This is a genomic window from Candidatus Nitrosopumilus sp. (assembly GCF_040878665.1).
In the GTDB taxonomy this organism is placed as follows: Archaea; Thermoproteota; Nitrososphaeria; order Nitrososphaerales; family Nitrosopumilaceae; genus Nitrosopumilus.
The window spans coordinates 60364-84410 of the sequence record NZ_JBBDLU010000006.1 but is presented as its reverse complement, the minus strand read 5'-3'; the positions used below and the strand labels follow the sequence as shown (position 1 = coordinate 84410).

Sequence of the window (24047 nt, the reverse complement as noted above, 5' to 3'; positions counted from 1 at the left end):
TGAATTAGAAATGGATGACGAATTAAAAAAAGAAATAAGAAAAATGGCTCTCCAAAATGCTTTTGAGCATGATGGGGAAACTAGGGATAAAATAATTTTAGGAAAAATACTAGGAACAAAACCAGAATTTAGAAACAAAGTAAAAGAGATTTCTGGAGATATTTCTGAAATAGTTTCAACAGTAAATCAATTATCATTGGAAGAACAAGAAAAAGAGATTAAAGAAAATTTTCCGGAAATTTTAGCACCTAAAGAAAAAATTGAAGAAAGAGAAGGACTTCCAGAGCTAAAAGATGCAGAACAAGGGAAGGTCATAACTAGATTTCCCCCAGAACCTAACGGTTATCCTCATATCGGTCATGCAAAAGCAGCTATCATTAATTCAGAATATGCAAAGATGTATGGTGGTAAATTCATTCTAAGAATGGACGATACAAATCCAGAAGCAGAAAGAATGGAGTATCATGCAGCCATAAAAGTAGGATTGGAATGGTTAGGAATAAAATTTGATGTTGTAAAAAATACATCAGATGATATGGAATTATTTTATGAAAAAGGAATGGAATTAATTAATTCAGGAAAAGCATACGTTTGCACTTGTAAAAGAGAAGATATTAGTAAAAACAGAAGAGAACGAAAATCATGCAAGTGTAGTACAGGAGATATTGAAAAAAATAATAAAAATTGGGAAAAGATGCAAATGAAATTCAAACCAGGAGATGCCATTGTAAGATTTCGTGGAGATATGAAAGCAGATAATGCAGTTATGCGAGATCCTGTTTTGTTTAGAATCATTGAAGAGAAACATTACACTTTGGGAGAAAAATATCGAATTTGGCCAAGTTACGACATGGCAGTTGCTATAGAAGATAGTATAGACGGAGTTACCCATGCCTTTCGTTCAAAAGAATTTGAGTTAAGAAAAGAGCTAATTGATGCAATTTTAGATGCATTAAACATGAGAAAACCAGCACAGGGGTTTTTCTCTAGATTGGAATTCAAAGGAATGCCAATATCAAAAAGAATTATCAAACCATTGATTGAAGAAGGAAAAGTCTCATGGTATGATGATCCAAGATTACCAACTTTAGAGGCATTAAGAAGAAGAGGAATAAAACCAGAAGCAATTAGAAAATTCATCATGTCATTAGGATTAACCAAGGCAAATACACTAGCACCATTTGATGCATTAGAATCGTTTAACAGAAAATTTGTTGATGCAGACAGTATTAGATTGTTCATGGTAAACAATGCAAAAAAACTCAGAGTAAAAAATTTACCAGTATCTTCCATCGAAATCCAAAATCATCCGATAAAAGATATGGGAAAAAGAACCATAGAGATAGATGAAAATTTCTATATTTCAGGAGACGATGCACAAAGTATCAAAGAAGGTATGCAAATTCGTCTTTTAGGTTTAGGAAATGTATCCATTACTAAACAAGGAGTGGAGATGGAAGGAGACTTTGTTAAAAACAATGAGAAGACAGATATTCTAAAAATTCAATGGGTACCACAGAAAACAGCGCATGAAATAAAGATGATCATTCCTAAAACATTGTTTAATGGGGATGAATTTAATGAAGACAGTTTAGAAGAATTGGACGTTTATACAGAACCACATTATCTACAATTAAAAGAAGGGGAAGAGATTCAATTTGTTAGATTTGGATATTGTAGAAAAGATTCACAAAATCAAGCAATTTTTACACACAAGTGAACAATTATGAAGATAGCACGATTGTTGTATGATAATAATGAAACATATGGTTTCATAAAAGGAGATCAAGTATCTACAAAAGATGAGATTACTTACTTGACAGGAGTACCAATTCCTCAAAATGTAAAAGATTTTCTTTTTGATGGATGGTATGATGAAATTAAAAGCAAAATTAGTGATTTACCATACGATGAAAATATTTCAAAATTCAAATTGTTGTCACCAATTCCAAATCCCAACAAAATAATCTGTCTTGCATTTAATTATGTAGATCATGCTAAAGAGCAAGGATTACAAGCACCAGAAGATCCTGCAATTGTGATAAAACCACGAACGACATTAAACGGTACAAATTCAGATATCATATGTCCAGATTTTGTAACACAATTAGATTATGAAATAGAATTAGCCTTGATCATTGGAAAAGTGTGCAAAAATATTAGCGTAGTAGATGCTGCAAATGCAGTATTTGGATACATGATATTTAATGATGTATCTGCAAGAGACATTCAATTCAAAGATAAGCAGTTTACACGAGGAAAAAGTTTTGATTCATTTGCACCTTGTGGACCATGGATAACTACAGTTGATGAAATACAAGACCCTCAAAATCTAAAGATGACCACCAAAATTAATGGTGAAATCAGACAGAACTCTAATTCTAACAATATGTTCATCAAAATTCCAGAAATTATTTCAAAAATTTCCAGAGTTATGACACTGGAAAAAGGAGACATCATATCAACAGGAACGCCTGCAGGAGTAATGCTAAACAAACCAAACCCAGTATTTTTGAAAGATGGCGATAAAGTAGAAATGGAAATTGAGAATTTGGGAATTTTAAACAATACAATAAGAATTGTAAAATCAAATTAAGTTAACGATTTTTTCATCAAATAAAATGAAATTTTATAGTCTAATGAATCGAAAAGAGGTAATTTTTCTTTAGTTAAGATTTGAATTCGTTCATAATTATTATTCATCGCATAGTTTTGCAAAAATGATAATACTTGGAATGCAGAATCATTAGAATGTGAAAACAGTGTAACAATCAGTGTTTTATTAAAATGATCAGAAGTAGTTAAAATTGCAAATGAATTGTTGTCAGATAAAGTAGATTTTATAATTCTGTTTTGTTCAGCCAATAACGATATAGTTGCATCGTCAATTGGTAACCAACGCCAAGACTTGACATAATGGTGATGAAGTTGTAGATCAAAAGTCTGCTCAAAAGAAATGTTATGATTTAAGTTGATTTTTGGATCAAGAGAGTAAAAATTCCATGTTTGAAAAACATCATAATTTAGAGAATTAGCCATAGAAAAAGATGCAGTATTTTTAGTATCAATCAACATATAAGAAAACAAAATATTTTTTTCTTTTGCAATATTTTCAGCATGGGTTACAAGATCAGATGCAATTTTTTGACGACGATTTTTAGGATTGATGCGAATTCCCTCAATCCAGATTTGATTTAATGAAAAAAATGCATGACAAATTCCAACTTGATTTTGATTTTCAGCTAAAAACAAATAACCTTCAGACAACCAAAAATCCCAAACATGTTCCACATAATCACCCCAAGAAAAAGTATTTTGGCAAAATTTCAAAATAGATGTTTTATCAGAAACAGTAGCATCTCTAATAACTGTCTTTTTCATATACGAAAAAATATTAAGAATGATTAGTTAAAAATTTCGATGGGAAAAATTATAGCTTGTAAAACAGTAGATATTCTACCTGGAAAAATGATCAAAGTGTCTATAGACGGGAGAGATATCTTAGTTGCAAATATCAATGGAGAGTATTTTGCAACGGATGACTCTTGTACTCATTCAGGCTCTAGTTTATCGGAAGGCAAGTTGAATGAGAGTACAATTACTTGTGGATGGCATGCAGCAGAGTTTGATTGCAAGAGTGGAAAATTACTAAAATTCCCAACAAAAATTAGAGATTTAACATCGTATAATGTTGTAATAGAATCAGACAACGTTTTTGTAGAGATGTAACTATATACCACTAATTTCAATAAAAGATGTAAAAATGACAAACGACGCACAAAATAAAGAATCAATGAAGGAAGCAATAGAGACATTAAACCAAATTGCATCAAGTAATTCAACTCCAAAAACAATAAAAAAATCAATAACAGATTTGATTACAGATCTGAATAATCAAGAAAATTCATTATCCGTAAGAGCTGCAAATACAATTAGTTTACTAGATGACGTTACACAAGACCCGAACTTACCCTCATATGTAAGAACACAGTTATGGCAAGCAGTTTCGAAACTTGAAAGCATAAGAGAATAAATTCTCATTTATTACAATTAAACTAATGAAAATTGAAGATTACCTAGAAACTCTTCCAAGTAATTTACTGAGTGGTGAAGATGTTCAATTACCAGAAAAATCATTTAGAGAGATTTTTAAATTTGTAAAATTGGATGAAAGTGATATTTTTTATCATTTAGGTTGTAGTAACGAAAAAGGGATAGAGATTGCAATTAATGAATTCAAAGTTAGAAAAGCTGTAGGTATAGATAACAATCAAGAAAAAATAAAACAAGCAGAAAAAGTTTTTGCAAATACCAAAGCAGAATTTAGATGTCAAAATATCGAAGAATCAGATATTTCTGATGCATCTGTAATTTTATTCTGGTTTACAAATGAAACTGTGAGAAATCAAATGTTAGAAAAATTTGAAAGACTCAAACCAGGAACAAAAATAATTACAATTTGGGGACCACTTCCAGACTGTCTTCCAGATGAGGTAAATTTTCCATATATTATCAATAAAACACCATTTAGAAAAACACAAAATATGCAAGATCAGTTACTAGCAATTTTTGGCGTAAAGTGTGTAGATTTTATCACAGCATGGGAATTTGCAGAAAGATATACCAAATCTCTAGGTTCGCCTGAAATTAAAAACGATCGATTTTTGACCATCATACAGACGTTAATAATTTGGATTAATGCAAAAAAATTAGGAGTGGCATGTGGAGATAAAATTCCAGAATCTATTCAAACATATATCAACATCATGAAAATGCATTTCGATATTGATTTTGAACATCTATTAAATGAAGAATAGATGTAATCCTTTTATTTTGTTTTTACTTAATTATATTATGGACGGGAAAATTAACATCAATGTTTCTGCTGTAGATTATGACAAAACTAGCAAAGCACTAACTCATCAGCTATCGCTGTTAGAAGAGATGGTTCACGGTCAAGAAGATTTTGTGATGACAGATTCAGAATTTGCTTTTGGATGGCATTTTTTTGTATTAAGTGTGAATAGATCATTAATCGAGAAATTAACAGATATGATGGGGCCAGACTTTGAAAAATTAAAAGGTAAAGGAACAGAAAAAAAATTTCTCACATGGCTTACAAAAAATATTGAGAATAAATCTCCTAGATTCAAGCTTGCAATCAAAGAAGAGATGGAATCTAGTAAATTTGGCATATTTTAAAATAACAAAACAGACTTTGATATAACCTGTCAAAAATCCCAACAAAATAGATGTGATTATGATATTAAAAATTAAAATCTAGCACATGTAGTGTAGGGAATCAATATGTGTGCAAAGATAAGACTCATTTTTTCTCAGCATCCATCAATAAAATAGGACAAGATGTATTTTCCACAATCTTTCTTGAAACACTACCAAGGGTAAGAAGACTTTTGATTCCTTTTAATTTTCTTCTTTTTGTCATAACTATCAGATCTACATTATTTTTTTGAATTACTTTAAGAATTTCTTCTGCTGCTGAACCTATTACTACTTTAACACTAGATTCAATGCCATTTTCTTTGCATATTTTTGTTCGTTTTTCCATCTCAGAAATCATTGCAATTCTCATTTCATCATTTGCATTAGTGATACTTTTCAATAATTTTTCTCGCTCAGAGGAAGATAATGCAAATGATGGCGGGTGTGAGATTTCTTCTACAACATGCAGTAAGATAATTTTAGAAGAAGAGTATTTTGCTGTAAAGATTGCATGTTTTAATGCCACATCCCCTCCAATAGTTCCTGCATGTGGAACAAGAATTGTCTTGTACATAATATGAAACCATCAAATTAGTTATTTAAAACAATTGTAGATTCTTGATGCTAGTAAATTGTATTTTTTAAGAATCACGAGATTTGTCCACAAAATTGAGAAAAACAGATCTACTCAGTTTATGCATATGTAAAACGAAGGCATGCAAATGCCAACTATGCATAAACAAGATCCCCCCAAACTCAAAACAATTTTGAGTTTCTAGAATGAAATGTGGGATCTGAAAATAAAATCAGAGGGCCCTCGAGGGGAATCGAACTCCTGTCCGAGGATCCACAATCCTCTATACTAACCACTGTACTACGAAGGCCACAAAAAAATAAACTTGTTTATCCAGTAATAATCTTTAAGATTCTACTGAAAATTATACTGTAGATTTATTATTAACCACGTGCGAACCAAATTATGCGCTTATGGTGGATTGGAATGGGAATAACAATAGGTGTCATATGGGTTGGAGTAAATTACTTTCTACCTTGGTTATAGCAAACAGTTTGAAATATACCATTTTTAAAAGCAGATTATTTCATTTTGGATAATAATTTTTGATGAGATAACAGCGATCGCTTTAAATTTGTTGAATTAGGGTATGTTTCAACTTGAAAAAAGGGTTCATTGCCAATAGATTGCGTTCGCATAAAAAATCAGAAGAGGACACTATTGAAAATAAGATAGAGACCATACAAGGGGAAAAATTTGTGTGGATAGATTTACAGAATCCAGATAGAAGCAATATTGAAAAATTAGCTGAAAAATACCATTTCAATGCATTAAACATAGAAGACTGTATGACAAAATTTGAGCTTCCAAAATTAGATAGTTATGATGATCATTTCTTTGTAATTTTACAATTCCCGCCATTAGTACAGAAAACTGGAATATCAAAAAACAGCCAATTATCCATATTTGTAGGTAAAGATTTTCTAGTTACAGTACATCAAGGTGATCTTGGTCCTTTAGTAGAATTAGTAAATATATGCAAGACAGATTCAGACCAACACAGAAAAGAAAGATTGCTTGGAAAATCATCTGGACTTTTACTTCATGAAATCATCGATGTGTTAGTAGATGATCTATTACATACATCAAGAAAAATAATTGCAAATCTAGATGAAATAGAAGATGGAGTATTTGATGAAACAAAATCAGTTGCAAGAAGTATAGCATTGCTCAGAAGAGAAATTAACAGATTAAGAAGAATTGTAAATCCATTAAAGAAATTTGTAGCAGAAATTGCAAGAAATGTCAAAAAGTTTTCTGAAGATGAAGAGCTTGTATTGTACTATGATGATGTAATTGATCACATTGACAAAGTAATAGAAACATTAGAGGAATCAAGAGAGACTATGGAAATTTACAAAGACACAGATTTTGTATTAAGCACTGAAAAAACAAACAAAGTACTTGCAGTATTGACTATAATCTTTACATTAGCAATTCCATCTACAGTGATAGGAACATTTTACGGAATGAATGTAAATTTACCAGGTGGGATTGGAAATAATTCACTTATTCTTGGGCCATATACAGTTTTTATCATAATTATCATTGCATCAGCAATACCTGCAATTATGATGTTTGCTTATTTCAAGAAACTAGGTTGGATTAGTGATTGAGAGATAGTAATCATTCAATTTCATGAAGAGTTACACGGACTTTGGTTAAAGATTGATTCAAGTTATCAGGCAGTATGATTAAGAGTCCAGAATTAGTTCCAACATTACTGCAAACACTACTAAAACTTTGATAATTATGAGCAGAACAACCTTCTGAAATATAATAATGAAAAGTATCAGAATTTAGATAATTCTCAAACTGTTTTTGAGAATGTACAAAATAGACATCAAACCATGCATCTTCATCGTTGATTGATATAGAATACTCGTATGATGTATTCTCTTTGTATGTACATATAGGAATGAATTGAGCATATGATTCCACTGCAATTTGTTTTCCTACAGAAATATTAGGAAAAATTGAAACGTATGGATCATCATTTAATTGAGTTCCCTGAAATAGTTCAATTTTATTGCGAATTGTATCAATTACATATCTATACAGCATTGGTTTCCAGCTTGATTCACAAGCACTAAATTCATGTTGTAGTTGTACATACGGTTTATCATTCTGATATTGTAATTGATTTGAATTGTAATTTGTAAGAGTGGAAATATCAGAAGGATCTGCAGAATAGATATTTTTATCAGAATTTGGATTAAACCAAACATTTGTTACATCAAAAATGATATTTCCAGGATAGCTGTTCCATTCTTCTTGCATATGAATATAGATAGAATATTTGTTAATGGCCTGATCATATGGAGAACTAAAGATCAAATGTCCAAAAAATGCATTCAATAATATCAACGTAAATGCAATTATTGGAAGTATAAAATAGAGAAAGTTTTTCATTTAATCATAACACTTGAAAATCAATTAAGATTGTTTTGATTAAGATTTTTAAGAAATGCTAGATTTTTTATAAAATTTTCAATTTAAGATATAAAATATCATTTTCTTGGACAAGAATGAGCTTAGATAAATACCAGAGGATTTAATCTAAAGTATGGGGAAAATTAGAATTAGAACAGGCAGGGGTACAGGAACTATTGAAGTTGACGAAGATGCTTCAAAATGGTCTGGCGATGAATTCAGAAAGATCCAAGAAGCAAGAAAAAAAGCAACAGCAAATAGAATGGTTCACACTGGCCGCGGAACTGGTTCAAGAAGATTAGGAGATATGCCTGAACCTAAAGAAAGACCTTCAACTGAAGGAATGACTAGAAGTACAGGTAGAGGAACTAGTTCAAGAAAGAGTACAAACAAAGGTTCAGGATAGCAAAACCTTAATTTTTAATTTTTATAATTTTATTTATAGTGAATGTTATATTTTAATATCAGGATTTCCAGCTTTAAGTTTTTCCCAATCTTTCAAGAAATTTTCTAATCCAATTTTTGTTAATGGGTGTTCCAACATTTTATCTAAAACTGCAGGTGGTAACGTGACAACATCAGCTCCAATTTTTGCAGCATCGATTACATGTATTGGGTGACGAACGCTTGCAACAAGAATTTGAGTTCCAAAATCATAATTGGAAAAAATTTCTTTGATTTCTTTAATTAGATGCATACCATCTTGACCAATATCATCTAACCTTCCAATAAATGGACTAACATATTTTGCACCAGATTTTGCAGCAAGTAAAGCTTGATTTGCAGAAAAGATCAAAGTTACATTAACAGGAATTCCCTCAGAAGATAATGACTTACATGCTTTTAGACCATCAGGAGTCATAGGAACTTTAACTACAACATTTTTTCCGTATTGACGAAGACGTTTTCCCTCTTCTATCATTCCAGAATATTCAGTACTAACAACTTCTAAGCTCACATCACCTTTGATAATTTTTGTAATCTCTTCCATGGCATCTTTTGGATTACCACCTTCTTTTGACATTAGTGAGGGATTGGTTGTGATTCCATCTAACAAGCCCATATCATTGAATTTTCTAATAGATTCAAGATTAGCAGTATCAAGAAAAATCTTCATATTTTTTTGCGCCTGATTTCTTTAACTTGTTTTGCCATATTAAAAGATGTTATTCCATGTTTCTCCAATAGTAATGGAATTTCATTGTCACGTGCAGATTCACCAAACATATCTTGGGCTCCAATTCTCTTAATAGGTACTGGATAAGATTCAGAAACAGATTCTGCTACAGCAGAACCCATTCCACCTATGATGTTATGTTCTTCAGTTGTAACAATACAACCAGTTTCTCTAGCTGCTTTTTCTAAAATTTCATTATCTATTGGTTTAATGGAAAACATATCTAAAACTCTACAAGAGATTCCTTCTTGTTGTAATGATTCAGCAGCTTCTAAAGCTAGTCTAACAGTAATACCACATGCAGCAATAGTACAATCTGAACCATCTCTTAGTACAATTCCTTTTCCAATTTGAAATTCTTGAGAATCAGAGTGAACAAGAGGAGTGGTAGATCTTGCCATTCTCATGTAAAATGGGCCATACTCTCTAGCCATTAGTCTAGTCAAATTTGAAACTGCAATAGTATCTGCAGGGATAAAGACTCGAAAATTAGGTATGACTCTCATTATAGCAATATCTTCAATTTGTTGGTGTGAACCTCCATCAGGACCTACTGACAAACCGCCGTGAGATGTAACTAATTTCACATTGAGGCCTTTTTTCCCAGGAGGTGATGGATATGCAATATTGTTTCGAATTTGATCAACTGCTCTACCTGGTAAAAATATAGCATAAGTACTAGCAAAAGAAATTTTTCCAGATATAGCTAATCCAGCAGACATTGTGACAAGATTAGCTTCAGCAATACCAACATTGAAAAATCTATCAGGAAATTCTTTTCCAAATGCAGAAATTTTTAGTGAATCAGTTGTATCCGCACCTAAAACAACAATATTTGGATTTTCTTTTCCTAATTGAACTAAAGATTTAGAATATTCCGAACGCATATCAGTCATTACTGGTTCATTCAAATGTATCCAGCCTCCTGTGCAATTTTTCTAATTTGTTCTTTCTTTTCACCAATAATGTGTAAGCCAATCCATTTGTTTACTAAATCACTTCCACCAAGTTCGTTTGCTTTTGCAAGTAATCCATACCTTCTTGATATTAAAACCTCAGATCTAAAAGATCTAATTGCATCTCGAACATCTTGCTGACCAATAATTGCACCGCCTCCAACAAAAGCACGCGCACCATCAGCAAATATGGATCCTATATTTTCGAGATTAACACCCCCATCAGCCTCAATATAGCCTGAAAAATTATGTTCTTTTAATATAGAATTTAATCTTGCCATTTTTGTATGTGTTTCTTCAATGTATTTTTGACCGGATTTTCCAGGCATTACAGACATAACAATTAGTTGATCAAGTGAATGAAGGAATTTGTAAGACCATTCAGGTAATTCAGTGTCAGGATTAATTGAAAAACCAACACCAACTTGATTTTGTTTTAATATGTCATGAATTTCTCCAAAGCTAGATTCATCTGTTACTTCAGCATGAACTGTAATTATATCACTACCAGCATCAACATAGTTTTTGACATATTTCACAGGGTCATTAATCATCAGATGTGTATCAAATGGAATTACTGTAAGTGGTCTTAGCTCTTTGATTTTATTATGATCAAATGTTTTTGTTGGAACAAATTGACCATCCATGACATCAAGATGGATATAATCTGCTCTGCCAGTTACACATCGCTTAATTTCATTTTCTAAATTTGTCATATCTCCTGCAATGATTGATGGTGCAATCATAAATTGTGAATCTAATTCAAGATTAATTATTGGAACCACATCAGAATCAGGAGCTTTTCCATGCCATTGAGGATTATCTTCCATATGTTCTACAGATTTTCCTTTAATTGTTCTAGCAATTATCATGGTTGGGACTCCTTTTGTTGCGTTTGCTTTTGCAATGGCAGCATCGATTTGTTCAATTCTGTGTCCATCGATTTCAATTACATTCCAACCAAAAGATCTCCATTTATCACCTGTTTTCCAACGTGATGCATCTTTCCACATTTCAGAAAGATCATCTCCTTCCAATTTTTCATCAAGGGGCATGACTTTTTCAGTGTAAGAATCTTGTTGGATAAAATTTCTATCAAGAAACGCAGTGAGATTATCAACTTTGTATTTTGCAGCAGTCATGGCAGCTTCCCAAATTTGGCCTTCATCAGACTCTCCATCTCCAATAATTGTGTAAACATGATGATTTTTAGAGTCAAGTTTTGCAGCCAGTGCAATTCCAACAGAATAAGATAATCCAGTACCTAAAGAACCTCCACAGAATTCTACACCAGGACATTTGAGATCAGGATGTCCCTGAAGTTTACTGCCAAATTTTCGTAGAGTTTCAATATCAGATTCAGGGAAATAACCAGCAACTGCCATATTAGAAAACAGTCCGGGTGCTGCATGACCTTTTGATAAAACCAAACGATCCCTATCTTCCCATTGAGGATTTTTAGGATCAAATTTCAAATATTTGTTAAACAAACAACCAAGAATTTCTGCCATAGAAAAAGAACCACCGGGATGACCAGAGCCTGCAGCATTTGTACCTTTAATCACTAATTTTCTAGATCTAAGAATATTCTTCTTAATTTGATAATAATTAAGCCCCATCTCGATCGTTATTCTTAGAAATTGAATAAAAATCTACTTCTGCAAAATTTTAATGCGATCCATACTTTGTAATATTATGAAAGTGGAAGAAAATATCCCAATCATGTTATTTGATAATCAATGTTACTTGTGTACAAAATTTGCAAAATATGTTAGTTTTTTTGCTAGAGGTAAAATCATGATAGTAGGACATTATTCAGAATTTGGAAAAAAGATAAGAAATGAGATTTTAGATGAATCGGCTCTTGAAATGTTTTGGTTCATTAGTAAAAAAAGAGCTTATGGTGGAAGAGCAGCACTATATCCATTAATAAAAACAATGATAACTAAAAATACCAAAGTGCCAACAATTATCAAATCAGATGATGAATGTAAACAGGAGTGTAAAGCAGTCAAAGCAGTATTTGTAAGATCAGCAAGTTTATTCATAAATAGTAAAAAAATAGATTTTTAGCAAATCTAAATATCACAGCAAAAAACAGAATAAATTATGAAGATTAGAACTGAAAATTCTGTAAAAATAAAGACTAGTCTCCTATGTGGATTTGTGTTAGAGAATTCTAACAATATTTTAGGATTAGGTAAATACGATGCTAAAACAACTTCTGCAATTAATCAATCTTTAAAAGACATGGAAGGAAAATTGGGAAGAATAAGCTTAATTCCAATGCCAGGAAAAAACCCTGCTCAAAGAATTCTACTTGCAGGAATAGGTAAAAAAGAAAATTTGACAAATGACACCATCAGACATGTTTCAGGTAAAATTGCACAAAAATCAAGAGAATTAAAATTAAAAGAATTTTCAATTATCACACCTCCAAGTTTTGTAATGGATTCAATTTCTTCAGTTACACAAATCATTGAAGGTTGTAAAATGTCACTATACAAATTTGACAAATTTAAAGCAGAAAAAGCAGAAAAGTCACCAGATTTAACAATAATAGTTTCTAAATCAAGTAGAATTTTACACGCTATCAAAACAGCTGAGATTGTATCAGAGGGTGCAATATTCACCAAAAGTATTGCCAATTTACCTCCAAACGAATGTACTCCCACAACATTGGCAAATTTTGCAAAAATGATTTCAAAAAAAAATAAAATGAAATGTCATGTTATTTCAGAACCGGAATTAAAAAAGAAAGGTTTCGGAGGGATTTCAGCAGTAGGACAAGGAAGTAAAAATGAACCAAAGTTAATTGTTTTAGAACACACTCATGGACCTAGAAATGAAAAACCTGTTGTGTTAGTAGGAAAAGCTGTAACATTTGACACAGGTGGAATTTCTTTAAAACCAGGAGATAAAATGGACGAAATGAAATTTGACAAGTGTGGAGGATGTACAGTTCTTGGAATAATGAAGGCAGTTTCAGAATTGAAACTGCCCATCAATGTTGTTGGCATTATTCCTTCAGTTGAAAATATGCCAAGTGGTGAATCATACAGACCGGGAGATATCATAAAATTGTATAGTGGAAAAACTGCAGAGATCCTAAATACAGATGCAGAAGGTAGATTGATTCTGGCTGATGCGCTGGCATATGGAGAAAAACAATATACTCCAAAAGCTATTATTGATTTTGCAACTCTCACAGGTGCATGTATTGTAGCACTCGGTACTAATATAGCAGCAATTGTATCAAACGATGATAAACTAACAAAAAGAATCAATGAATCTTCTAAAAGAACCACTGAACAAGTATGGGAGCTTCCATTAAATCAAGACTATATGGACATGATAAAATCAGATGTTGCAGACATGAAAAATGTAGGTATTGGAAGAGCTGCAGGAACTATCACTGCTGCAGCATTTTTAAAAAATGCAGTTGAAAAAACACCATGGACACATATCGATATTGCAGGAGTTGCATGGATACAGGGTGCAACAAAAGAAAAATCGTATAACCCAAAAGGTGCAACAGGTTTTGGTGTAAGACTAATTTTAGATTATTTACAAAATTTATAGAATCAATAGCCTCTACTATTTCTGTCAGGTGTACCAACATTGGGATTTCTCCATCCATGTTTATCCATCATGTGATTTAGTAATCTGATATCATTATCACATATTTCTCCACAAACACTACAATTTGGCATTTAATTCACAGCAATCCAACTAATTCGATATTAAAACATTGATTGTAAATTAGAAAATGCCAGCACTGTTGCTTCCCAAGAGCTCTCGCATCTTAGTAGCACAACAGCGACGTCAGGTTTGACTTCCAAGTTCGGAAAGGGATTGGGTCGCACCCTAACGCTATGGCCGGCTTGAAAATTAATGTTAAATTCTCATCTATTAACGTAACGCCAGATTCAGAAGAGGATTCAAAATAGGTATAAAGCAAAGAAAATACCCGACTATAATATGACACATAGGGTAGCTGTATTAGATCAAGATCTATGTCAACCACAAAAATGTGGCTTGGAGTGCATAAAATACTGCCCAGTAAACAAATCAGGAGCAGAATGTGTTATCATAAATGAGGAATCAAAGAAAGCACAGATCGACGAGAATATTTGTAATGGTTGTGGAATATGTGTCAAAGTATGTCCATTTGATGCCATAACAATAGTAAATCTTGCAAGTGAATTAGCTACTGATAAAATTCATCAATATGGAGTAAATTCATTTAGGCTCTACAAATTACCTACACCAAAAAAAGGAGAAGTTGTAGGATTGTTGGGAAGAAATGGAATGGGGAAAAGTACAGTAGTAAACATACTATCTGGAAATTTAAAACCCAACTTAGGAAGATATGAAAATCCACCAGAGTGGGATGAGATTTTAAAACATTACAGTGGAACAGAGCTTAAACAACATTTTGAAAAAATTGAACAAAAGCAAATTCGTGCATCAATAAAACCTCAACAAGTTCATCACATTGCACAAGCATTTAACGGAACAGGAAAAGAACTTCTTGACAAATATGACGAACGTGGTGTGTCAAGAGAATTAATCAAAGAATTAGGATTAGAAAATTCTCTAGAACAGAGTTTGAATGAATTAAGTGGTGGAGAATTGCAAAGAATTGCTGTAGCTGCCGCTGCGTCAAAAGATGCAGAATTTTATTTTTTTGATGAACCATCATCATACAATGATGTTTTTCAAAGAACAGGTGTAGCTCGTGTGATTCAAAGTTTAGCGAGAAATGGAAAAAGCGTCATGGTTGTAGAGCATGATTTAACATTACTTGATTTTCTAAGTGACTATATTGAAGTATTGTATGGAGAACCATCAGCTTATGGCATTGTTTCAACTATACTATCTACAAAAGTTGGAATTAATGTATTTCTTGATGGATATTTACCAAATGAAAATGTTAGGTTTAGAGACAAGAAATTTTCTTTTGATGTATCGTCATCAACGACAGATATTTTTGAAGAAGGGAATACGATTGTCAAATATCCAAAACTAGTTAAAAAATATCCTTCATTTTCTGTTACAATTGAGTCGGGTCAAATAAGAAAAGGAGAGGTTGTAGGCGTAATGGGAGCTAATGCTCTTGGTAAAACAACAATGATGAAAATGATTGCAGGTGTAGAAAAACCAGATTCTGGAGAGATTGACAAGAAAATCAAAATAGCATACAAACCACAATATCTTCAAAATGATATCGATGTAGAAGTCATTTCAGTATTAGACAAAGCAAATGGTAATCAAATTGAAGGAAGTATGGAAGAAGAACAGATACTAGAACCATTAAAAATTAAAAAACTATACAATAAGTCCATCAAAAATCTTTCTGGAGGAGAATTACAAAAAATTGCTGTAGCATCATGTCTATTGCAAAAAGTTGATCTGTATGCATTAGATGAACCATCAGCATTTTTGGACGTAGAAGATAGAATAGCTGTTGCAAAATTCATACAAAAATTTGTTCGTTCTTTTGGAAAGTCTGCAATAATCATTGATCATGATTTGCAATTAATGGATTTAGTTTCAGATACAATGATCATTTTTGAAGGAGAATCAGGAGTAAAAGGTATAGCTACTGCACCCATGAAAAAAGCAGAGGCCATGAATAGATTTCTAAAATCACTAGACATGTCATTTAGAAGAGATGAAAGAAGTCTTAGACCTCGAGTAAACAAGATAGATAGTAGATTAGACAAGGATCAAAAAACATCTGGAAATTTCTATTACAAGCATTGACTCGGATGTTAAAAAAAGTGCTAGAAGATGTGCTTACTGTAAAAGAAAGTGATGAGTTAATTTCAGCATTTGATCAGATAGGAGATATTATCATAGTAAGAATTCCAGAATCATTGTTATCTAAGAAAAAGATTATTGGTCAATCATTATTGGATCAGGTAAAAATTGCTAGGAGTGTATTCTATCAAACGTCATCTGTTGAGGGAGATTTTCGTACAAGAGATCTGGAGATCCTTGCAGGAGAGGACAATACAGAAACAGAATACAAAGAATTCGGCTGTAAATTTACAGTTGATGTCAAAAATGCATTTTTTTCACCTAGGCTTTCTACAGAGAGAGAAAGGATTGCCAATTTGATTCAAAATGGTGAAACAGTCACTAACATGTTTGCAGGAATTGGAATGTTTTCCATAATGGCTGCAAAAAAGAAAAAATGTACGGTATACAGCATTGACATTAATCCAGTGGCTTCAAAGCTGTGTGAGAAAAATATTGGATTAAACAAGATGATTGGTGAAGTGATTTCAATAAACGGAGATGCATCAGAAATTATCAAAAATCAATTAATCGATAAATCAGATAGAACATTGATGTTGCTGCCTGAAAGATCAGATGAATTTTTACAATCTGCAATTAACACAACCAAGAATGGTGGAATTATTCATTATTATTCACACATTCATGCAGATAAAAAATCAGATGCAGGAAAACTTTCAGAAGAGCACTATCTTAAAATCACTCCGGTACAATCAGAAATATTAAAATCAAAAATTGTAAGAGCAGTAGGTCCTAGATACTACCAAACAGTTGTAGATGTAAAAATTTTCAAATAGATTAGTCGTCTGAGGTAACAGATGCAGTAGAAGATTTTGTTGTTGCCATAACATATCCAATCCATGCGATAACTCCTAAAATTCCTCCAGCAATCATTAGTACAGATAATTGTAATACAATTGGACTCCATTCAGATAACATCAACAAGTATGCATAGAGAAAAAAACCACCAATACAAAGTACAAAAATGGTAATTCCCATTCCCTTTCGTTTATCCATGGCGAAGAATTTTTTGTGAGTTATTTATTGCTTTGAACTAATTTAATTCAATGGCCATAAGATATGCATCTTCACCATCTCTATAATAGGCGTTTAATTGTTGTCTAATTACAAACCCTAATTTTTCATATAATCTTACAGCCTCATTATTACTGCATCTCACTTCCAAATAGAATTCATCGCATTTTCTCAAGTTGACACCATTAACGGATTCTTCAACAAGTACATTTCCAATACCTTTCTTTCTATGTTCTTCAAGTACAGCTATAGACACAACATGTCCTTTTTTTACAAAACCTAATTTCTTAAAATTTGAGAAACCAAATTCAGTTTTACACATAATATATCCAACAGGTTTTCCTCCAATTTCGGCAACTATGAAAGCTTCAGGAAGTTCTGCAAGTAAACTTTCATAGAAATAATCTGAATAGTGCTCGGGAAGAGTTTTCAGGTTAATTTCCATAATTGAGATTAGATCGCTTGGCTCTGCTCGTCTAATGTTACAATTACCTAGTTGTCTAAGGATAACTTGCATGGTTTAGTATTAGAAGCATCAATATTTAATTTTAAACCAAAAGACCATTTAATGGAAAAATCAAGCCTTAAAGAGATGGAAGAACCTTCACAAGAAGAAATTATTTCATTAGTGAATTCTATATTTCTAGTCAGTGATTTTACAAAGGAAGAATTTTCTTTAGAATTTAAAATAGAAGATAGCGATTTCAAATCAAAATTTGAAGGGCTAGCAAGAAAATTAGAAGATATGAGTTACGCTTGTAAATTAGAAGAAACAGATGACGGGATATTTGTAATTGTTCAAAAATTTGCCCTTAGAAAACAAGGTAAAATAATGAAATCAGCATGGACTCCTCGAATATTATTTGCAGTTGTCATCGGTTTTGTGATGTTTGATGGGTATTACAGAACATCATTTACAAATTCTATTGTAGATATTGGAGAGCCCCTAGAAACGGCAGCCTTTTACACATTATCAGTGATTGGAATTTTAGGAATTCATGAGTTAGGTCACATAGTTGCCGCAAAAATACACAGACTAAAAACTACTTGGCCATATTTCCTACCAGGCATACCTGTGTATGGAATTCCAACATTTGGTGCATTTATCCAATCAAGAGGGTTAACAATCAATCGAGAAATTTTGTATGACGTTGCTATAGCAGGTCCTATTGCAGGATTAATAGTTGCAATCATAGTGTCAATTTATGGAGCATATACAGCTCCCGTACTAGATCAGGTAATTGCAGATGAATTGTTTGCTCAATCCAGATTAAGTGATTGGAGTCTTGGAGAACCATTACTAATGACTGCAAGTTTAGCAATGTTTGGTAAAGGAGAATTGTTTGGACAAGTTATACTTATGACACCATTTATGTTTGCAGCTTGGATTGGATTTTTAATTACATTTTTGAATTTACTTCCAGCATGGCAATTAGATGGTGGACATATGGCAAGAACATTAATGGGTCCAAAACTACACAGATATGCAACATTTGGAAGTATAGGAATTCTTGTTTTGCTAAACTATTGGCCAATGGCGATTTTAATTCTTATTATGAGTTCAAAGAATCCTAGTGCATCTCCACTAGATGATGTGTCTCCACTTTCAAGAAAAAGAAAACTATCATACATTGGAATTGTTGGATTAGCAATTCTATGTGCACCATTACCAGCAAATTTTTTGCCTAGTCTTTTATCTTAACAAAAGTCTTGCGCCATCTGTAACTACTGCAACTTTTTGTCTTGCTCCTTGTGTTTTAAGAATATAATCCATAGAATATTTTATGCCTTGCATAGATATCATGTTAAGTTTTTTGGCATAAAATTCAGGCATAATAGATACTAGCGCAATTTGAAAATTCTTTTGTATTTCTGATAGAAAAAGCAAATCTTCCATTCCACTAACATATTTTGTAGGATTTCGTAGTTGCTCCAAACTTAGTCTATCTTCAATGTACTGTTGTAGTGCATCAGAGCCTAATCCACCCTTACATTCAGCTACTAAAATTGCAAGACCATCTTTTTGAATTGCATTAGAACAATTCCAAAGCGATGAAAGCGAAGTTCCAAGATTATCATTGCTTGCGTCTTTACCGGTACTAATTACCATTGTTTTATGTCTACCAACATCTTTGATAGAGTTAGATTCTAAAAATTTTGTAGATGAAATAGTTTCTGAAGGATGCCCAATTGTGAAATCCATTATTCCTTCAGAATTTGCAATGATTTCAATTCCTTGAATTTCAAAATTATCTGTAAATTTTTTTGCTTCTGTTAAGCTTTCTGGGTATTGACCTGATACAGGAAGATTACCTGATCTTTTTGCATATGCAGACAACATGGATTCATGACCAAATTTTTTGATTAGACGTGTAGAAATAGTCTCATAACCAAATAATCCATTAAACTCCATTTCACCCATAAATACAAGATTAGCATTTGAAAATTCAACATCATCAAATTCATTAATTGAACTACCTTCAGGTAAACCCGATTTTACCAAATTTAGAATTCTTTTCTCAGCTAGAATTTTTGGGAATGGTTTTGATTTTTGTTCACATAAAGTAAATAGTGAAGCAATAATTTTTTGAATAGATTTTGAATTATGTAAAACTACAAGTTCCATAGGTTTTGACAAGTCAAGGGTATTTAGTTTATCATTGATTTGTACATCTTCCAAGATTTTGCCATCAGAATCAATTTTTTGCTCTAAATTTTCTGCCTTTATATCCAAAACAACATCAGTAATACCATAATTTAACCAGATTTCAGGCATAATTACTACACAATACAAACCAAAATAAATCCAGTGTAGTTAACTTTGGTATGGAGTTTGTGAAAGAGTTTGCAACATTTTTGCACAAAAATGGCATTATAAAATTTGGAGATTTTACATTGGCCAGTGGGAAAAAGAGCTCATATTATGTAGATTTAAGATTAGTTCCTAGCTATCCTCATGAATTTAGAAAAATGGTAAAATATCTTGAAAATGAGATTACACAAGAGGTTGGATTGGACAAGTTTGATTCTATTGTTTCAGTACCAACAGGAGGTTTAGTAATCGCATCAGCTTTGGCAATTGAAATAGTCAAACCTCTAATCTATGTTAGAAGCAAACCAAAAGAGTACGGAACATCAAAATCAGTAGAAGGGAAGATTCACGACGGAATGAAAGTAGTGATGATAGACGATGTTGCAACTACAGGAGGTTCTGTAGTAAATGCAATAAAATCATTAAAAGAAGTAAATATTTTCATAGAAGATGCATATGTTATAGTAAACAGAATGGAGGGAGCAGACAATGCATTGTTAGAATTAGGAGTTAAAATGCATTCAATTCTAAATATTTTACAAATAACAGAGATACTGTACGAACAGAGTCTTATCGATGTGACTATTTTAGAAAAAGTGAAAAAACAAATCGGCAAGTGATTATTGGCAGCTCAGACAAATGCCTTCCAATCATCAATTCAGATATAACTCTGATTCTTCATTGCAGCCAGATAATTTTGTATTGGCTCATTTTAAAACTAATGGAAAATAATGGGCCCGAAGGGCTTCGATCCCTTGGCTCACCGGTTATGAGCCGGTTACTCTACCAAGCTGAGTTACGGGCCCTAAACAATTGAATTTTTTCTCAGGTTTAAAATGTTATGAGATTAACAATATTCTTCATAGCAGCTATCAAGCAACAAGTTTTGTGCAGAGATAGACTTGTCTGCAATTTCTATCAAGTTGTTTGAGTCTACTGAAGATTTCTCCAGTATGTTTCTCCAGGATGCGGCATGTCTTATGTCAGCTTCTGTATGAAGTTTGAAATATTCAGTAGCAGCATTGCTTGTCATTCCATAAAATTCTGCCAACCCATCAAGTTTTGTTTGGCTAATTTTTGGAATTTCTTTTTCAAAAGCATACATAGCACATGCTCCACCATCAAATGTGTTCATCAACACATTCAGATCAGATACTGCTTTACAAGTTTTGGATGTTCCAGAATATGAAATGAGTTCATCCTCAGAAATTCCAAGTTCACCAGCAAAAGTAATCCATGATTTAACATGTTCGGACTCTTCTCGTTGATTTTCAACTAATTCATCAACTACAGAATCATGGGACTTTTCAATAATAGGAGTCATGAAAGATGGAACTGCTTTGACAAGTTGAAAATATTCTTTAGAATAACCTGCAAGAGATTCCTGTGTTAATTTTCCATCAGACCACATTTGGTAAAATGGATGTTTTAGTAAACTTCTTTCTTCAATCATTTCATCAATTTTTTTTATTATACTCATGAATCATCTCCAATATCGCCAATAAAAAAATCTTTGTGGTTTACAAAAGATTTTATGGTCAAAATACAGAATTTTCATGGGTTCCAGTGGTGTAGACCGGTCAAGCATACTGCCCTTTCAAGGCAGTGATCCCGGGTTCAAAATCAAACGATGAAAATCCCGGCTGGAGCACCAAGATTTATTTACTAATGGAAAAGTTTTTTGATCAGGCTCATCTTGGACAGGAAAAATATCGAGATAAATCCTTTACTTGAAACATATGGAAAGTATATTGCAAGAATAGATCAAGCTTTAGAAAACGAGCTTGCCATATATTCAGAATCCGAATTTATTGAACCATTGAAATATTCTTTAGATGGAGGCAAACGAATTAGACCTATTATTTTGAATTTATCGGCTGAGAGTGTGGGTAAAATTGATGAAAATGTACTTGCAGCATCATGTGCAATCGAATTTCTACACATGGAATCAATCATACATGATGACATTATTGATAATGAAACAATGAGAAGACAAAAGGATCCATTCCATATCAAATATGGATACAACACAAGTGTGCTTACTGGGGATTTTGTTTTAGGATTAATTCTCGCTATATCATCAAGATTAGACAATGCCAGAATAACAAAAGATTTGGCCACTACTGCGATGCTTATGAGTGAAGGAGAGATGATCGAAAATAGATTAGAGACTAGCGAAGATGTAACATTTGATGATTATCTTAAAGTGATTGAATACAAAACAGCTACAGCATTTGAGGTTGCAGCTAGAACAGGAGCAATTATTGCAAATGGAACAGAAGAACAAATTGAAGCACTAACTGAATATGGAAAAAACATCGGAATAGCATATCAAATTAGAGATGATTTGTTAGATTGGAAAAATGAAGATAAATTATTCAATCTACTAATCAAGAAAAGCTCCGATCCAAGAGATGTTTTCAATAAAATGGAAGAGTTGTTAAAAGAATATTCAGAAAAAGCAAGAGCTGGTTTGAGAAAGATTCCAGATAACGACGCAAAGATGAATCTAGATAATTTAATTAGATTTACTTCGTTTAAGGCATAAGGCCTAAACTAATTACAGGTGTTGCAAATTCTACAAATTTAAGCAGTGGTTCTGGGTATACACCAAATCCTACCAAGAATATTGTTGAAAAAATCATTACAGCAATAATAGATTTTGGTTCTGCAATTCTCTTTTCAGTTTCTCCCTCAAAGTACATCTTTCTTGTAAGCCAACCATAATAAGCAAGAGATAGTGCACTGTTAAGCACACCCGCAATTGCAAGCCATGGGGCCCACCATAATGTAGAACTTGCATCTAATGCACTACCAAATAACATTAATTTGCTCCAGAATCCTGAAAGTGGCGGTACACCAGCTAAGGCAAAGAGTGCAATTACTAAACCTAATGCAGTGATAGGCATTCTTCTTCCCAATCCTTTGAGTTTATCAATATGAGTTACAGCTAGTGTTGTAACAATACCTGCAATTGCAATAAATGCAGCACCTTTCATTACTGCGTGATTCATAATCTGATACAAAGAACCTTGTAATCCAAGAGAACTGTGTGGTGCAACTGCAAGTCCAATCAAAATGTATCCAGCATGGGCAATACTTGAATATGCCAACATACGAGAGATGCTCTTTTGCATGATTGCGGCAACATTTCCAATAGTCATAGTCATTACTGCAATAATCCCAAGAGCTAATGTCCAATCAAGATTAAGAACCACCATTCCAAGAACGACAATTCTAATTGTTGCAGCAAATCCAGCCTTCTTTGTTGCAGCAGCTAATAATGCAGTGATTGTTGGAGGAGCTCCGTCATAGGTATCTGGAAGCCATTGATGAAATGGTACGAGTCCCATTTTGAATCCAAATCCTGCAATGAACATACCTACAGAAAGTAGTGCAAGAGGTAGCAGTGAGGGATCAAGTGTGGAATAACCTTGAATTACTTCTCCAATATTTGTAGAACCTGTCAATCCATAAGAAATTGAAATTCCATAAACAATAATTGCAGATGACAACGCACCAAACAAGAAATATTTCAGAGCAGCCTCATTTGAGCTTGGATTCTTTTTCATATAGCCAACTAAAATGTATGTTGGAATACTCATGAGCTCCCATGCAACAAATAACATTACCAGGTCTGTAGAATATGCAACTAGAACCATACCAATAGTTGCAAGTAAAATTAACGAATAGTAAACAGCAGGAGAATTATGTTTTCTCATATAGTTGAAAGAGCCAACAGTGGTGAAAATTGCAACAATCAACATTGCGATTGCAAAGAATCCACCAAATGCATCATCAACTATCACATCGTCAGAGAAAAGAGCAGATGCTGCGATATTGTCATTGATGAACTGGTATCCAACATAACCCATCGATACAATTAGTGCTGCAAATGCAATTACAGCATAAAATGAATTTGAACCTTGTTCTTTTCTTGCAATACTAATTATTGGAAGAAGAATTCCTACAGTTCCTAAAATTGCAATTAATACCAATGGAGTTGAAGTAATTTCTAACATTTCATCATTC

Annotated in this window: 27 protein-coding genes, 3 tRNA genes and 1 rRNA gene; 16 read left to right on the top strand and 15 right to left on the bottom strand. The window is 32.7% G+C overall.

Features of this window, described 5'->3' with window-relative positions; all coding sequences use genetic code 11:
- The first annotated feature begins 10 nt into the window (after positions 1–10).
- Both WDZ98_RS05120 and WDZ98_RS05115 read left to right on the top strand, forming a co-directional pair.
- Positions 11–1720, top strand: a complete 1710-nt coding sequence (locus tag WDZ98_RS05120; RefSeq protein ID WP_368059313.1) for a glutamate--tRNA ligase — start codon at positions 11–13, stop codon at positions 1718–1720.
- Between the two features lie 6 nt (positions 1721–1726).
- Complete coding sequence (locus WDZ98_RS05115) at positions 1727–2596, top strand: fumarylacetoacetate hydrolase family protein (protein WP_368059315.1); 870 nt, start codon at positions 1727–1729, stop codon at positions 2594–2596.
- Here WDZ98_RS05115 and WDZ98_RS05110 read toward each other — a convergent pair.
- Positions 2593–3381 carry a GNAT family N-acetyltransferase gene (locus tag WDZ98_RS05110; protein ID WP_368059317.1) on the bottom strand — a complete coding sequence of 263 codons (789 nt, stop codon included), beginning with the start codon at positions 3379–3381 and terminating at the stop codon, positions 2593–2595. The genes WDZ98_RS05115 and WDZ98_RS05110 overlap by 4 nt on opposite strands.
- Positions 3382–3420: 39 nt before the next feature.
- On the opposite strand from WDZ98_RS05110, the gene WDZ98_RS05105 reads away from it, so the two are divergent.
- Genes WDZ98_RS05105 through WDZ98_RS05090 form a run of 4 tightly spaced genes read left to right on the top strand, consistent with a single transcriptional unit; the run spans position 3421 to position 5202 of the window.
- Positions 3421–3729: a Rieske (2Fe-2S) protein gene (locus WDZ98_RS05105; protein ID WP_368059319.1), complete on the top strand. Its 309-nt coding sequence runs from the start codon at positions 3421–3423 to the stop codon at positions 3727–3729.
- Positions 3730–3763: 34 nt separating this feature from the next.
- Entirely contained in the window at positions 3764–4033 is a 270-nt protein-coding gene (locus WDZ98_RS05100; RefSeq protein WP_368059321.1) for a UPF0147 family protein, read from the top strand.
- 25 nt (positions 4034–4058) lie between these two features.
- Positions 4059–4817 (top strand): SAM-dependent methyltransferase, encoded by a 759-nt coding sequence (locus WDZ98_RS05095; RefSeq protein WP_368059323.1) that lies wholly within the window; start codon positions 4059–4061, stop codon positions 4815–4817.
- Between the two features lie 37 nt (positions 4818–4854).
- Complete coding sequence (locus tag WDZ98_RS05090) at positions 4855–5202, top strand: hypothetical protein (protein ID WP_368059325.1); 348 nt, start codon at positions 4855–4857, stop codon at positions 5200–5202.
- A 124-nt stretch (positions 5203–5326) separates the two neighbouring features.
- Here WDZ98_RS05090 and WDZ98_RS05085 read toward each other — a convergent pair whose 3' ends face one another.
- Together WDZ98_RS05085 and WDZ98_RS05080 are read right to left on the bottom strand one after the other, a co-directional pair.
- A complete protein-coding gene (locus tag WDZ98_RS05085) occupies positions 5327–5797 on the bottom strand; it encodes a universal stress protein (protein ID WP_368059327.1) in 471 nt (156 codons plus the stop codon).
- A 238-nt stretch (positions 5798–6035) separates the two neighbouring features.
- Positions 6036–6107 (bottom strand) — tRNA-His (locus WDZ98_RS05080).
- A gap of 289 nt (positions 6108–6396) precedes the next feature.
- Between WDZ98_RS05080 and WDZ98_RS05075 the strand changes: the two genes are divergently transcribed.
- Positions 6397–7413, top strand: coding sequence for a magnesium transporter CorA family protein (locus WDZ98_RS05075; protein ID WP_368059329.1), 1017 nt, complete (start codon positions 6397–6399; stop codon positions 7411–7413).
- Between the two features lie 10 nt (positions 7414–7423).
- On the opposite strand, the gene WDZ98_RS05070 is transcribed toward WDZ98_RS05075, so the two are convergent.
- The gene (locus WDZ98_RS05070) at positions 7424–8209 is read right to left on the bottom strand and encodes a hypothetical protein (protein ID WP_368059331.1); all 786 of its coding nucleotides are present in this window, start codon (positions 8207–8209) and stop codon (positions 7424–7426) included.
- Between the two features lie 154 nt (positions 8210–8363).
- On the opposite strand from WDZ98_RS05070, the gene WDZ98_RS05065 reads away from it, so the two are divergent.
- A complete protein-coding gene (locus tag WDZ98_RS05065) occupies positions 8364–8636 on the top strand; it encodes a hypothetical protein (protein WP_368059333.1) in 273 nt (90 codons plus the stop codon).
- A gap of 45 nt (positions 8637–8681) precedes the next feature.
- On the opposite strand, the gene fsa is transcribed toward WDZ98_RS05065, so the two are convergent.
- From fsa to WDZ98_RS05050, 3 genes are read right to left on the bottom strand one after another with little or no spacing between them, the layout of a single operon-like run.
- A complete protein-coding gene (fsa, locus tag WDZ98_RS05060; RefSeq protein WP_368059335.1) occupies positions 8682–9347 on the bottom strand; it encodes a fructose-6-phosphate aldolase in 666 nt (221 codons plus the stop codon).
- Positions 9344–10318 carry a transketolase family protein gene (locus tag WDZ98_RS05055; protein ID WP_368059337.1) on the bottom strand — a complete coding sequence of 325 codons (975 nt, stop codon included), beginning with the start codon at positions 10316–10318 and terminating at the stop codon, positions 9344–9346. Before WDZ98_RS05055 ends, fsa begins: the two co-directional genes overlap by 4 nt.
- Positions 10315–11982 carry a ribulose-phosphate 3-epimerase gene (locus WDZ98_RS05050; RefSeq protein WP_368059339.1) on the bottom strand — a complete coding sequence of 556 codons (1668 nt, stop codon included), beginning with the start codon at positions 11980–11982 and terminating at the stop codon, positions 10315–10317. Before WDZ98_RS05050 ends, WDZ98_RS05055 begins: the two co-directional genes overlap by 4 nt.
- A gap of 76 nt (positions 11983–12058) precedes the next feature.
- On the opposite strand from WDZ98_RS05050, the gene WDZ98_RS05045 reads away from it, so the two are divergent.
- Together WDZ98_RS05045 and WDZ98_RS05040 are read left to right on the top strand one after the other, a co-directional pair.
- Positions 12059–12436, top strand: a complete 378-nt coding sequence (locus tag WDZ98_RS05045; protein WP_368059341.1) for a hypothetical protein — start codon at positions 12059–12061, stop codon at positions 12434–12436.
- Positions 12437–12472: 36 nt separating this feature from the next.
- Positions 12473–13945: a leucyl aminopeptidase gene (locus WDZ98_RS05040; protein ID WP_368059343.1), complete on the top strand. Its 1473-nt coding sequence runs from the start codon at positions 12473–12475 to the stop codon at positions 13943–13945.
- A gap of 2 nt (positions 13946–13947) precedes the next feature.
- Here WDZ98_RS05040 and WDZ98_RS05035 read toward each other — a convergent pair whose 3' ends face one another.
- Both WDZ98_RS05035 and rrf read right to left on the bottom strand, forming a co-directional pair.
- Positions 13948–14076 carry a hypothetical protein gene (locus WDZ98_RS05035; protein WP_368059345.1) on the bottom strand — a complete coding sequence of 43 codons (129 nt, stop codon included), beginning with the start codon at positions 14074–14076 and terminating at the stop codon, positions 13948–13950.
- Positions 14077–14130: 54 nt separating this feature from the next.
- Positions 14131–14250, bottom strand: a 5S ribosomal RNA gene (gene rrf / locus WDZ98_RS05030).
- 94 nt (positions 14251–14344) lie between these two features.
- On the opposite strand from rrf, the gene WDZ98_RS05025 reads away from it, so the two are divergent.
- On the top strand, positions 14345–16132 hold the full coding sequence (locus WDZ98_RS05025; RefSeq protein ID WP_368059347.1) for a ribosome biogenesis/translation initiation ATPase RLI: 1788 nt from the start codon (positions 14345–14347) through the stop codon (positions 16130–16132).
- 5 nt (positions 16133–16137) lie between these two features.
- On the top strand, positions 16138–16965 hold the full coding sequence (locus tag WDZ98_RS05020; RefSeq protein WP_368059486.1) for a class I SAM-dependent methyltransferase family protein: 828 nt from the start codon (positions 16138–16140) through the stop codon (positions 16963–16965).
- A gap of 1 nt (position 16966) precedes the next feature.
- On the opposite strand, the gene WDZ98_RS05015 is transcribed toward WDZ98_RS05020, so the two are convergent.
- Together WDZ98_RS05015 and WDZ98_RS05010 are read right to left on the bottom strand one after the other, a co-directional pair.
- On the bottom strand, positions 16967–17185 hold the full coding sequence (locus tag WDZ98_RS05015; protein WP_368059349.1) for a transcriptional regulator: 219 nt from the start codon (positions 17183–17185) through the stop codon (positions 16967–16969).
- Between the two features lie 37 nt (positions 17186–17222).
- The gene (locus WDZ98_RS05010) at positions 17223–17720 is read right to left on the bottom strand and encodes a GNAT family N-acetyltransferase (protein WP_368059351.1); all 498 of its coding nucleotides are present in this window, start codon (positions 17718–17720) and stop codon (positions 17223–17225) included.
- Positions 17721–17795: 75 nt separating this feature from the next.
- On the opposite strand from WDZ98_RS05010, the gene WDZ98_RS05005 reads away from it, so the two are divergent.
- Positions 17796–18905 (top strand): site-2 protease family protein, encoded by a 1110-nt coding sequence (locus WDZ98_RS05005; protein ID WP_368059488.1) that lies wholly within the window; start codon positions 17796–17798, stop codon positions 18903–18905.
- On the opposite strand, the gene WDZ98_RS05000 is transcribed toward WDZ98_RS05005, so the two are convergent.
- A complete protein-coding gene (locus WDZ98_RS05000; protein ID WP_368059353.1) occupies positions 18897–19979 on the bottom strand; it encodes a transcriptional regulator in 1083 nt (360 codons plus the stop codon). The two genes, WDZ98_RS05005 and WDZ98_RS05000, sit on opposite strands and share 9 nt — an antisense overlap.
- Before the next feature lie 50 nt (positions 19980–20029).
- Here WDZ98_RS05000 and pyrE point away from each other — a divergent pair, with 50 nt between their 5' ends.
- Positions 20030–20635 carry an orotate phosphoribosyltransferase gene (gene pyrE, locus WDZ98_RS04995; protein ID WP_368059355.1) on the top strand — a complete coding sequence of 202 codons (606 nt, stop codon included), beginning with the start codon at positions 20030–20032 and terminating at the stop codon, positions 20633–20635.
- Between the two features lie 112 nt (positions 20636–20747).
- Here the strand turns inward: pyrE and WDZ98_RS04990 are convergent.
- Positions 20748–20821, bottom strand: a tRNA-Ile gene (locus WDZ98_RS04990).
- A 41-nt stretch (positions 20822–20862) separates the two neighbouring features.
- On the bottom strand, positions 20863–21495 hold the full coding sequence (locus tag WDZ98_RS04985; RefSeq protein WP_368059357.1) for a TenA family transcriptional regulator: 633 nt from the start codon (positions 21493–21495) through the stop codon (positions 20863–20865).
- Positions 21496–21575: 80 nt separating this feature from the next.
- Between WDZ98_RS04985 and WDZ98_RS04980 the strand changes: the two genes are divergently transcribed.
- Together WDZ98_RS04980 and WDZ98_RS04975 are read left to right on the top strand one after the other, a co-directional pair.
- A tRNA-Glu gene (locus WDZ98_RS04980) sits at positions 21576–21669 on the top strand.
- Positions 21670–21711: 42 nt separating this feature from the next.
- Positions 21712–22563: a polyprenyl synthetase family protein gene (locus WDZ98_RS04975; protein WP_368059359.1), complete on the top strand. Its 852-nt coding sequence runs from the start codon at positions 21712–21714 to the stop codon at positions 22561–22563.
- Here WDZ98_RS04975 and WDZ98_RS04970 read toward each other — a convergent pair.
- Complete coding sequence (locus WDZ98_RS04970) at positions 22553–24037, bottom strand: NADH-quinone oxidoreductase subunit N (RefSeq protein WP_368059361.1); 1485 nt, start codon at positions 24035–24037, stop codon at positions 22553–22555. The two genes, WDZ98_RS04975 and WDZ98_RS04970, sit on opposite strands and share 11 nt — an antisense overlap.
- Positions 24038–24047 lie beyond the last annotated feature (10 nt).

What these genes read in the sequence shown, in the direction of transcription:
- WDZ98_RS05085 (WP_368059327.1), bottom strand. Translation starts at nt 5,797, where the DNA reads ATGTACAAGACAATTCTTGTTCCACATGCAGGAACTATTGGAGGGGAT.
- WDZ98_RS05050 (WP_368059339.1), bottom strand. Translation starts at nt 11,982, where the DNA reads ATGGGGCTTAATTATTATCAAATTAAGAAGAATATTCTTAGATCTAGA.
- WDZ98_RS05120 (WP_368059313.1), top strand. Translation starts at nt 11, where the DNA reads ATGGATGACGAATTAAAAAAAGAAATAAGAAAAATGGCTCTCCAAAAT.
- WDZ98_RS04985 (WP_368059357.1), bottom strand. Translation starts at nt 21,495, where the DNA reads ATGAGTATAATAAAAAAAATTGATGAAATGATTGAAGAAAGAAGTTTA.
- WDZ98_RS04970 (WP_368059361.1), bottom strand. Translation starts at nt 24,037, where the DNA reads ATGTTAGAAATTACTTCAACTCCATTGGTATTAATTGCAATTTTAGGA.
- WDZ98_RS05000 (WP_368059353.1), bottom strand. Translation starts at nt 19,979, where the DNA reads ATGCCTGAAATCTGGTTAAATTATGGTATTACTGATGTTGTTTTGGAT.
- WDZ98_RS05065 (WP_368059333.1), top strand. Translation starts at nt 8,364, where the DNA reads ATGGGGAAAATTAGAATTAGAACAGGCAGGGGTACAGGAACTATTGAA.
- WDZ98_RS05045 (WP_368059341.1), top strand. Translation starts at nt 12,059, where the DNA reads ATGAAAGTGGAAGAAAATATCCCAATCATGTTATTTGATAATCAATGT.
- WDZ98_RS05020 (WP_368059486.1), top strand. Translation starts at nt 16,138, where the DNA reads ATGTTAAAAAAAGTGCTAGAAGATGTGCTTACTGTAAAAGAAAGTGAT.
- WDZ98_RS05115 (WP_368059315.1), top strand. Translation starts at nt 1,727, where the DNA reads ATGAAGATAGCACGATTGTTGTATGATAATAATGAAACATATGGTTTC.
- WDZ98_RS05040 (WP_368059343.1), top strand. Translation starts at nt 12,473, where the DNA reads ATGAAGATTAGAACTGAAAATTCTGTAAAAATAAAGACTAGTCTCCTA.
- fsa (WP_368059335.1), bottom strand. Translation starts at nt 9,347, where the DNA reads ATGAAGATTTTTCTTGATACTGCTAATCTTGAATCTATTAGAAAATTC.
- WDZ98_RS05100 (WP_368059321.1), top strand. Translation starts at nt 3,764, where the DNA reads ATGACAAACGACGCACAAAATAAAGAATCAATGAAGGAAGCAATAGAG.
- WDZ98_RS05070 (WP_368059331.1), bottom strand. Translation starts at nt 8,209, where the DNA reads ATGAAAAACTTTCTCTATTTTATACTTCCAATAATTGCATTTACGTTG.
- WDZ98_RS05005 (WP_368059488.1), top strand. Translation starts at nt 17,796, where the DNA reads ATGGAAGAACCTTCACAAGAAGAAATTATTTCATTAGTGAATTCTATA.
- WDZ98_RS05015 (WP_368059349.1), bottom strand. Translation starts at nt 17,185, where the DNA reads ATGGATAAACGAAAGGGAATGGGAATTACCATTTTTGTACTTTGTATT.
- WDZ98_RS05105 (WP_368059319.1), top strand. Translation starts at nt 3,421, where the DNA reads ATGGGAAAAATTATAGCTTGTAAAACAGTAGATATTCTACCTGGAAAA.
- WDZ98_RS05035 (WP_368059345.1), bottom strand. Translation starts at nt 14,076, where the DNA reads ATGCCAAATTGTAGTGTTTGTGGAGAAATATGTGATAATGATATCAGA.
- WDZ98_RS05025 (WP_368059347.1), top strand. Translation starts at nt 14,345, where the DNA reads ATGACACATAGGGTAGCTGTATTAGATCAAGATCTATGTCAACCACAA.
- WDZ98_RS05010 (WP_368059351.1), bottom strand. Translation starts at nt 17,720, where the DNA reads ATGCAAGTTATCCTTAGACAACTAGGTAATTGTAACATTAGACGAGCA.
- pyrE (WP_368059355.1), top strand. Translation starts at nt 20,030, where the DNA reads ATGGAGTTTGTGAAAGAGTTTGCAACATTTTTGCACAAAAATGGCATT.
- WDZ98_RS05110 (WP_368059317.1), bottom strand. Translation starts at nt 3,381, where the DNA reads ATGAAAAAGACAGTTATTAGAGATGCTACTGTTTCTGATAAAACATCT.
- WDZ98_RS05090 (WP_368059325.1), top strand. Translation starts at nt 4,855, where the DNA reads ATGGACGGGAAAATTAACATCAATGTTTCTGCTGTAGATTATGACAAA.
- WDZ98_RS05095 (WP_368059323.1), top strand. Translation starts at nt 4,059, where the DNA reads ATGAAAATTGAAGATTACCTAGAAACTCTTCCAAGTAATTTACTGAGT.